Annotated in this window: 8 protein-coding genes; 6 read left to right on the top strand and 2 right to left on the bottom strand. The window is 56.8% G+C overall.

The window, feature by feature from the left end:
• Positions 1 to 198 precede the first annotated feature (198 nt).
• The 3 genes from AC2FJZ_RS22100 to AC2FJZ_RS22090 all read left to right on the top strand — a co-directional run bounded on the left by AC2FJZ_RS22100 (position 199) and on the right by AC2FJZ_RS22090 (position 1,983).
• On the top strand, positions 199 to 1,101 hold the full coding sequence (locus tag AC2FJZ_RS22100; protein ID WP_496780369.1) for a helix-turn-helix domain-containing protein: 903 nt from the start codon (positions 199 to 201) through the stop codon (positions 1,099 to 1,101).
• 223 nt (positions 1,102 to 1,324) lie between these two features.
• Entirely contained in the window at positions 1,325 to 1,420 is a 96-nt protein-coding gene (locus AC2FJZ_RS22095; protein ID WP_496780367.1) for a cytochrome ubiquinol oxidase subunit I, read from the top strand.
• A gap of 116 nt (positions 1,421 to 1,536) precedes the next feature.
• Entirely contained in the window at positions 1,537 to 1,983 is a 447-nt protein-coding gene (locus AC2FJZ_RS22090; protein WP_496780365.1) for a cytochrome ubiquinol oxidase subunit I, read from the top strand.
• A gap of 144 nt (positions 1,984 to 2,127) precedes the next feature.
• Here the strand turns inward: AC2FJZ_RS22090 and AC2FJZ_RS22085 are convergent, their stop codons facing one another.
• Positions 2,128 to 2,706: a carboxymuconolactone decarboxylase family protein gene (locus AC2FJZ_RS22085; protein ID WP_496780363.1), complete on the bottom strand. Its 579-nt coding sequence runs from the start codon at positions 2,704 to 2,706 to the stop codon at positions 2,128 to 2,130.
• Between the two features lie 163 nt (positions 2,707 to 2,869).
• Positions 2,870 to 3,955, bottom strand: a complete 1,086-nt coding sequence (locus tag AC2FJZ_RS22080; RefSeq protein WP_496780361.1) for a hypothetical protein — start codon at positions 3,953 to 3,955, stop codon at positions 2,870 to 2,872.
• Positions 3,956 to 4,027: 72 nt separating this feature from the next.
• On the opposite strand from AC2FJZ_RS22080, the gene AC2FJZ_RS22075 reads away from it, so the two are divergent.
• The 3 genes from AC2FJZ_RS22075 to AC2FJZ_RS22065 all read left to right on the top strand — a co-directional run.
• The gene (locus AC2FJZ_RS22075; RefSeq protein WP_496780359.1) at positions 4,028 to 4,975 is read left to right on the top strand and encodes a LysR substrate-binding domain-containing protein; all 948 of its coding nucleotides are present in this window, start codon (positions 4,028 to 4,030) and stop codon (positions 4,973 to 4,975) included.
• Between the two features lie 102 nt (positions 4,976 to 5,077).
• Complete coding sequence (locus AC2FJZ_RS22070) at positions 5,078 to 6,124, top strand: aromatic ring-hydroxylating dioxygenase subunit alpha (protein WP_496780357.1); 1,047 nt, start codon at positions 5,078 to 5,080, stop codon at positions 6,122 to 6,124.
• A 183-nt stretch (positions 6,125 to 6,307) separates the two neighbouring features.
• On the top strand, positions 6,308 to 7,812 hold a 1,505-nt coding region (locus AC2FJZ_RS22065; RefSeq protein WP_496780355.1), incomplete at its 3' end, for a CocE/NonD family hydrolase.

The following is a 7,812-nucleotide window of genomic DNA, read 5'->3' as shown; positions in this document are numbered from 1 at the left end:
GCCGAGTAAACGCAAAAACAAAACCCCGCCAAAAACAGGCGGGGTTTTCGCCAATCGGAAACTCATGTTCTGATTTGGTGCTGACCAAAGCGAGGTTGGTACATCAAAATGAAACACTATGTCGTAGCGAATGACCACGCTCATTTGGCAGAAACTTCTGCTCCTGTTTCAGATCGAGTGCAGTGCATTGATGTCATTTTGCACCGTAACTCCGACAAAGCGTCAGCCGAACTGGTGGTCGAGTTTTACCAAGCGCTGAACTCTTTGGTCGATAAACACACCTATGTCGTGAACTTCCGTGTTCCTGGGAATGATTCGGTTGGCGGCCCGCTTTTTTGGGCGGGACGTACAGCCATCTTCTGGGGGGATATCGAAAACGCGTGGACGCCCACTGCCGCAGAAAGATCCTGGGTCAATCAGGTATTGAACCTTTCGCCCCGATCCCTTCTTGTCGGGGGGAGCGTGATGTTGTTGTCCCAAATCAGCGGATCGGACCGAACCATTGCCGCTGTGCATTCAGCTTTCGAAGCGGCGGCGCTGGAACGTGGAATAAAAAGCTGCGGAACTTCAACCTATTTTTCCTCCGACGGGCGTATGCACAGCGCGAATACGCGGATCAGTGCGCTGCGCCTGTTGGCCGATTTTGTATCAATGGACCATGGTGAGCATCTGGCGGATACTCTGCGGCGATACATTGGTTTGAGCGAGCCACAGCGCATGTCCGAAAGTCAGGCCGCTAACCGGCTTATTCGCAAGGCGAATGGCGACAGGCTTGTCACTCTTGCAGTCGACACAATGCTGGAGAACATTGAAGATCCGCTGAGAATTTCGGATCTGTCTGATGTGATCGGCACATCCACCCGACAGCTTCAAAGACGATTTCTGTGCAAGACCGGCTCGACGCTGTTGGAAACGTATAAAGAGCTCCGACTGGAGCGCTCCAATAGTCTGTTGAAGTTCACAGATATGCCGCTTGTAGAGATCGCGTCTGCAACTGGTTTTTCTTCCCGTACTGCGATGTCGCGAGCCTTTTTCAAGCACTACAAATCACGTCCGGAACAGGTGCGGAACGAACGGTTTCTGGGACATGTGCCAGTTTGAAGGTAAACTGCGGCACTCCTTGGGGTGAATAGGGAAGCTTGAAACATACGTTGGTCCAAGAAACGCCACGGGAACGATGGTGCGCGCGTTTGAAGCCGCTAGTTGATATAGCCCACCGTTAGGCTAATCGGCTGCAAGACGGGCTGTCGGCAATATCGCCGGGCCGCTGCTGGCCTAGGAAATCCTGACGGCCTTCTTTCTAGAAGCGGTCTTTCCGGGCATCATGTTTTTTAGGTTTTCCAAGGTTCCAAACCGGTTACACACAACGGCGACCTTCCTTGTCGTATTCGGTGCCACCATGTCCGCCTTCTGGATCTAAACAGCTGGATGCACACGCCTGCCGGGTTCGAGATGTGCGATGATGCGGTCTTTGCCACCGATGGGTAGGCGATCATCTTCAAACCGTCGATGCCCTAACGTCTGGCGCATTTGCTGATGGTGAACAGCCTGACCATGTCTTTCCTGATCCTTGGGATCTCGGCCTTTCGCCGGCTGATCAGAGATTGCGGTCACGACGTGTGCGCCACGTTCATAACCGCAGCGGGGATAGGTGCCATACTGATCCAGGCGCAGATCTACATGGGCGATCTGCACCGTTTGAACACGCTGGAACATCAGCCCCAAAAAGTAGACGCAATGGAGGGGAATTGGGACACTAATCCAATATACCGTTGGAGCTGTTTGCCCTACCGGACGAGGCCGCGCATGCGAACCGTCGTGAGGTCAGCATCCCTTACCTCGCCTCGATCGGTCTTTTCTGGGATGCAAATGAAACGTGGCAGGTGCTTTGTGCGACCACATATCGATTCTCCAGCCCCCAAAGCGTACCCCACCAGCGCGCTCAGCCCGATGCCGACAGAAACCGTGACGAAGAATGTCTGAAACCCCAATGTCGGTCCGGCTTGCACTGGTCGACCGAAACCCGGCAAAGAAGATGTCGACGATGTTGTAAAGCGTGCTGAACAACATGCCGACCGCGCCGGGGATCTCCAAAGCCCGAAAGTGACCCGGAATCGCGTCTTGAGTTTACTCGCTGGCGTAATAACCCACAACATCGCCATCCGTTGTTACGCCCAATCCGTTGAGCAATCGATTGGCGTAGTTGAAATAGCCGACGATCTGGTTGATTTCGAGAATCTCGCCGTCGCCCCAACCGGCTTGTCTAAGCGCGATGACGTCGGTTTCAACCATAGTACCAGGCGAAACAGTCAGCTTTTCGGCGTAGATCAGAGCCTCCAGATGTGCGCCTTCGAACGCATCCTGCGGTCGTTGCGCTTTGAGCGCGGCCTCGATCTTGTCTGCCTGCGCGTCATCGCCGATCAGGTGCCGTGCATTGGCCCAGTGATTGGCATAGGAATAAGGGCATGTGTTCAAGGTCGACACATAAGAACTGATCACTTCCTGAAACCACATTGGGATTGTGTTGCTGTCATCGTGCAAGCACGCGCGATACAAAATCACGTGCCCTTTCATGGTGTTAGGGCGCAGCGAGTGCACACGCATGACATTGTCCACCGTACCGTGCGGTGTTCGTGCAAGGTCCAGAACCGCCTTCAATGGCGCATCGGCATCGTCGTCAGAAATCATCCGGATCCAGGCAGACATGAAACGGTTCCCTTTCCTAGGTCATGAGAGATATTTTTGGGCAGGACCGAGCTGTGTCCCGCGTTTTTTATGGACAGGCATGTCCTTCGGAGCAACCGGATTAATCCTGATGCGGTGCTGTACCTGGGTCTGCGCGTTGGATCGTGCGACCAAAACAGACAGGTCAGCCTGTTTTCCGTAAGCCGATATCCATGTCGGGCTGCTCAAAAAGGCCCGCCGCGCATGGGTACCGGTTTAGGATCGAAGGCCCGCCCGGCAGGCGCTCGGCGTAGAAACACCCGTTATCCCAATAGGTCGTGCCATCGATCACGACAGTTGGGTCAATCACGTTCCAGCTGATCTCGCCCGGGGCATATGCGCCGCAGGTGTGGAAATGCAGGATGCGCGGATTGCCAAAGGCGGCACCGCTCCATCGTTCGTAGTTCCGGCGCATGTCCCAAGGGTAACCGCAGCCTGGATGAATGCCCGCGTGCCAGGAATGCACAAAGTTCCGGTCTATGCCGAACTGTGCTGCCACGCGATCATAATGGGCCTCGGCCTGCGCCACATCCGACGGATGCCCCTCGAACCCGGTCAGGCGGCCCTTGTCGAGACAGGCAAGAACAGGATGGGTGAATTCGGTTGTATAACCTTCATAATACTTTGATCCGGTTCCCGTCAGGAAGGTCAGGGCCACGCGGCCCGAGAAGCTGTGTGCGGGGACAGGCGTGAAAACCGACATCGGGAAGCGCAGGATGGAGGTATCGCCCGACGGGTCGAGGTTCATTTCAGGCCGCCCGCATACATCGGTGCCCAAAGGGCAGGTGAACTGCACCTCTTGTGCGTTGTTCAAAACCGCGTTGATCTCGGCCTTGAGTTCCATGAAGGCGTCGTGATGCCCGTTTGAAAACCCCGACCCGAATTGTTCACGGCTGAGGGCAAAGCTGACGATGATCTTTTTGCCCTTCGGCATGTGAGAAAACCGCAACTGATCCCCGAGTCGGGCCAGAAACAGGATGACATCGGCAGATTCGAACCGGGCCAGCAGTTCCGGCGACAGGTGCGGGTTATCCGGGTTGAACCCCACGTCTACGGTGTCGACTGACAGGCCCATGGATCTGGCAACACGCGAGACGATTTCGACACTATCCGCATCGAAATACCCGTACTCCGGCGGTTCATAGGCGATCAGCAACCGTTCTCCGGCCGTTGCGTGGGCGCAGTTTGCCAACAGGTTTTGCGCACCGCGTTCCGGCGTGATGTCCGACATTCGCGTCTCCTACGGGATTGAACTGGTCAAAGTTACGCGAGGAGCCTGTCCCCAACCTATTTGAAAGTGTTAATGAGTGACATTAGAGTTACTAATATGATCTTGAACTTACCCTATTCCGCACTAAGAGCGTTCGAGGCGGTTGTCAGACATTCGGGGTTTTCACCCGCTGCAACCGAATTGGGCGTCAGCCAAAGCGCCGTCAGCCAGCACGTTCGCACCCTCGAGGAGTGGTTGGGGCGCGAACTTTTGGTGCGCGGTGCACGGCAGTCACGCCCGACCCGCGAAGGAGAGTTGTTGGCGCTGGCGATCTCGGAAGGGCTGGGGCGCATCTCGGATGTTTGCGCGCAACTCAGGGATAAAACGCGCTCTGATCGGACAATCGTGATCTCATGCCTGCCGGGTTTTGCGTTCAACTGGTTGTTTCCACGCCTTTTGCGCTTTGACATGGCCCACCCGGACCTGTCGATTTCGATCGCAACTGATACCGGGCAATTCCCGTTTTCCGGTGCGGATGCGGACATCGGAATTCGCTATGGCTTGGGCGACTATCCCGGCTGTCAGGTCGATTTGCTCATGAACGAGCAGTTGTTTCCGGTTTGTGCGCCCTCGTTGTTGCCTGATCTTCAAAAGGTCGGGGATCTTGAGCGGCATACGATGCTGGTGGATGAGAACCTCCATCACGGGGCGGTCAGTCCCACATGGGAATTCTGGGCGCGACGTTGTGGCCTGACCTTGCCAACCGCGCTGCGGACACGGCGGCTGGGGCAATCGAACATGGTTGTTCAGGCCGCGATTGAAGGGTTGGGCGTGGCGTTAGGGCGCGAACCCCTGGTCATCGACATGATGGCAGACGGGCGTTTGGCACGCCCCTTCGTGGAAGTGACTCAGTCACCGCTGTCTTATTGGCTGGTAAGACCGCATGAGACCAAGGATAGCGCCAAGGTTGCCGAGTTCCTAAACTGGATTCATGCCGAGGTTGCGGCGCAACCGGAAATTCCTCCGCCTGCATCTGATTGAAATTAGTCAGGCTTATGACTGCCATTACAATTCCAGCATGGCCTATGGGGGCTTGCGTGCCCATACTGGAACAAGCCATCTGTCACATTGGAGAGCATAACGATGTTTCTGAGAAACTGCTGGTACGTCGCGGCCTGGAGCAAGGATATCGGGCGCGAGTTGAAAGCCGAGACGTTTCTGGGCGAAAATGTCGTTTTCTATCGGCAGCAGGATGGTATCCCCGTGGCGCTTGAGGATGCCTGCCCACATCGCAAATTGCCGTTGTCGAAAGGCAATCTGATCGGCGATGTGGTGGAATGCGGCTATCACGGTCTGAAGTTCGATTGTTCAGGCAGATGCACCGACAGTCCCACCCAGCGTGGCATGACCCCGCGCCGGGCGGTTGTGAAGTCTTACCCGGTGGTCGACCGGTACCGGCTGCTCTGGATCTGGATGGGAGACCCCGAACTGGCTGACCCGGACAAGATCTTCCCAATTGAAAATTTTGACGATCCAAGTTGGGGCAAGACCGATGGTGGCGTGATGGATATCGACTGCCACTATCTTTGGGTTTGCGACAACCTGCTGGATCCCAGCCACGTGGCCTGGGTCCATGTCTCGTCCTTTGCGGGCGCGGGCACGGATGAAGAACCGTTAAATGTCGAAAAGACAGACCGTGGTGTGATTGTGTCACGCTGGATCGAAAACAAACCGCCTTCACCCTACTATGCCAACTTGGTGGCGTTCGCGGGTGATTGCGACCGGCTACAGCATTACGAGATGTGCCTGCCTGCCATCGCGCTGAACAAATCCGTATATACGCCCGTTGGTACTGGCGGTTATGGCAAACCCTCGGTCGACAAGACTTATGTCAATATCTCGTACAATTTCATGACGCCGATTGACGAGGACCGAACCCGGTATTTCTGGTTTCAGCACCGAAACACGGACCCTGACAACGCAGAGGTCTCAAAGTTCATGAATGACGGCGCGCGTATGGCGTTTCTCGAAGACAAAGAGGTGCTGGAGCAGGTGCATTTGGGCATGAAGCGCGCCAAGACACCCCATATCGATCTTGGTTTGGACAAGGGTGCCAAACTGTTCCGCAAGGCACTGGCCAGTGCTATCGAAGCTGAAACGACATCTGCGGACCTTGCAGTTAAGGCATGAAGGCTGTTCCGGCGGGCTGTTTCACATGACAGGGAACTGGAGTGCGTTTCGGACACGGCCACAAAATTTTTGCAGGTGTACGCTGTTTGTATGCGGATAGTACAAGCACGATTCAAACCGCACCATTTACCTTCCACGGAATCTGAGTTCTCTTGTGACCCAAACAGGGAGCTCAGAAAATCCATGCCAGTCGAAATCGTCGAGAATTTGTGGATTCACTTGCCAGATGGGCGGCAGCTTGCCGCCCGGGTCTGGCTGCCCGAAACGCGCCCGGCGCCCGCCATTCTGGAGTATTTGCCCTATCGCAAGCGCGACGGGACCGCACCCCGGGATGAGACGACGCATCCGGTCTTTGCCGAGGCCGGATATGCCTGTGTCCGTGTCGACATCACCGGAACCGGTGACAGTCAGGGGCAGTTTGACGATGAGTATTCGGAGCAAGAACTTCGCGACGGCGAGGCGGTTCTGGACTGGATCGCGTCTCAGGACTGGTGCGACGGCAATATCGGCATGATCGGCATTTCGTGGGGCGGCTTCAACGGGTTGCAGATGGCCTGGCGTCGCCCACCGGCGCTGAAGGCGGTGGTCAGCGTGGCGTCGACAGTCGATCGCTATGCCGACGACATCCATTTCATGGGGGGCTGCCTGCTCAGTGACAATGTGAACTGGGGCAGTCAGATGTTTGCCTATCTGACCCGTCCGGCCGATCCCGAACTGCGCTCCGACTGGCGTGAAGACTGGCTTGCGCGCCTGGAGAATGTCCCGTTTTCTACCGCCGACTGGTTGCGTCACCCCACCCGCGACGCGTTCTGGAAACACGGTTCGGTGTCCGAGGATTGGTCGGCCATTCAGGCCCCGGTTCTGGCCATAACCGGCTGGGCCGATGCCTATGTGAACGCGCCGCCAGCGCTGGCCGCCAATCTGACCGTGCCAGCAAAGGCGATGATCGGCCCGTGGGAACACCGCTACGCCCATATTTCGAAACTGGATGCCTGCGATTTTCATTCCGAGGTGATCGGCTGGTTTGACCGCTGGCTGAAAGGGCAGAAAAACGGGGTCGAGGACCTTCCCGCCTATCGCGCCTACATGCAGGAACACTTCAACCCTACGCCGCAGAACGGGCCGCGCAAAGGCCGCTGGATCGCCGAGGCTGAATGGCCGTCACCTTCGGTGCAGGACCAGACCTGGCATCTAAGCCCTGCGGGGTTTGCCGGTTCGCCGACCGAGGGCGAGGTCATCGTCGCCACAGCTGCGAATGTGGGCGCAAGGGGCGGTTACTTTTGCCCGGGCATGCGGATCGACAACGAATTGCCCGACGATCAGGCTGCGGACGACGCGCTGTCGGTGTGCTTCGACAGCGCGGTGATGCGAACACCGCTGGAGCTGTTGGGCCGGGCCCGGCTGAAAATCCGGTTCTCGGTAGACAAGCCCGTCGCGCAACTGGTTGCGCGGCTATGCGATTTGTCTCCTGACGGCGTATCGCAACGCATCACCTATCGCGCCCTGAACCTGTGCCACTATCGCAGCCACGAAACCCCCGAAGCATTGCAGCCGGGCCAAGTTTATGAGGCCGAGATCGTGCTGAATGAATGCGCGCACCGCCTTCGTGCCGGTCACACCTTGCGGCTGGCCCTGTCCGGTTCTTACTGGCCAATTATCTGGCCCGCACCACAGGCTGCGCAGGTCAC

It is taken from the genome of Ruegeria sp. CDSA079, from assembly GCF_059612245.1.
Note: the sequence above shows the minus strand (reverse complement) of the source record. Positions and strands in the feature narration are given on the sequence as shown.